The 622-nt window shown below is 73.3% G+C and carries 2 protein-coding genes; both read left to right on the forward strand.

Annotated elements, in window-relative coordinates; all coding sequences use genetic code 11:
* Positions 1-344, forward strand: a 344-nt coding sequence (locus FHD68_RS18800; RefSeq protein WP_045984227.1) for a CAP domain-containing protein, incomplete at its 5' end; no start/stop codon positions are given.
* Positions 345-401: 57 nt separating this feature from the next.
* A partial coding sequence (locus FHD68_RS18805; RefSeq protein ID WP_139086657.1) for a CAP domain-containing protein occupies positions 402-622 on the forward strand: 221 nt, incomplete at its 3' end.

Below are 622 nucleotides of genomic sequence, written 5' to 3' on the forward strand. Positions count from 1 at the left end.
CCCGCGCCGGCCTGACGCCGCTGCGCGCCGATCCCCGGCTGGCCCGGGTCGCGGCGCGCCATGCCTGCGACATGGCGCAGCGCGGGCGCATGACCCATCTGGGCAGCACCACCACCGGACCCGCCATGCGCCTGAAGCAGGCGGGCTATCAGCCCACCGTCTCGGCCGAGAATATCGCCGCGGGGCCGTTCTCGCTACCGCGGGTGCTGTCGGAATGGACGGCCTCGCCGGGGCATCACGCCAACATCATGCTGCCTCAGGTGCGCGATTTCGGCGTGGGGCAGGCGACGTCCCAGGACGGGCGCACGACCTATTGGGCCGCCGTCTATGCGGCCCCCCGTTAGGCCGCGGGCATGACCTGCGGCCCGACCCATTCGGATGACCACAAAGACGAGGATCGGATGACCCGACATTTCAACCGCATCGCCGCGCTGGCGCTGATCGTGGCCGGCGCATGGCCGGCCCATGCGTCGACATCCTGCGCCACGCCCCCGCCCCGGGCCAGCCAGGCCATCGCGTCCTCCGTCAGCCAGATGCGGGCCCAGGCCGGGCTGGGCGCGGTGACGGTCGATCCCGCGTTGACGGCGGCGGCGACCCGCCAGGCCTGCGAGATGGCCGCCCG

This window comes from Paracoccus marcusii (genome assembly GCF_006151785.1).
Lineage (GTDB): Bacteria > Pseudomonadota > Alphaproteobacteria > Rhodobacterales > Rhodobacteraceae > Paracoccus > Paracoccus marcusii.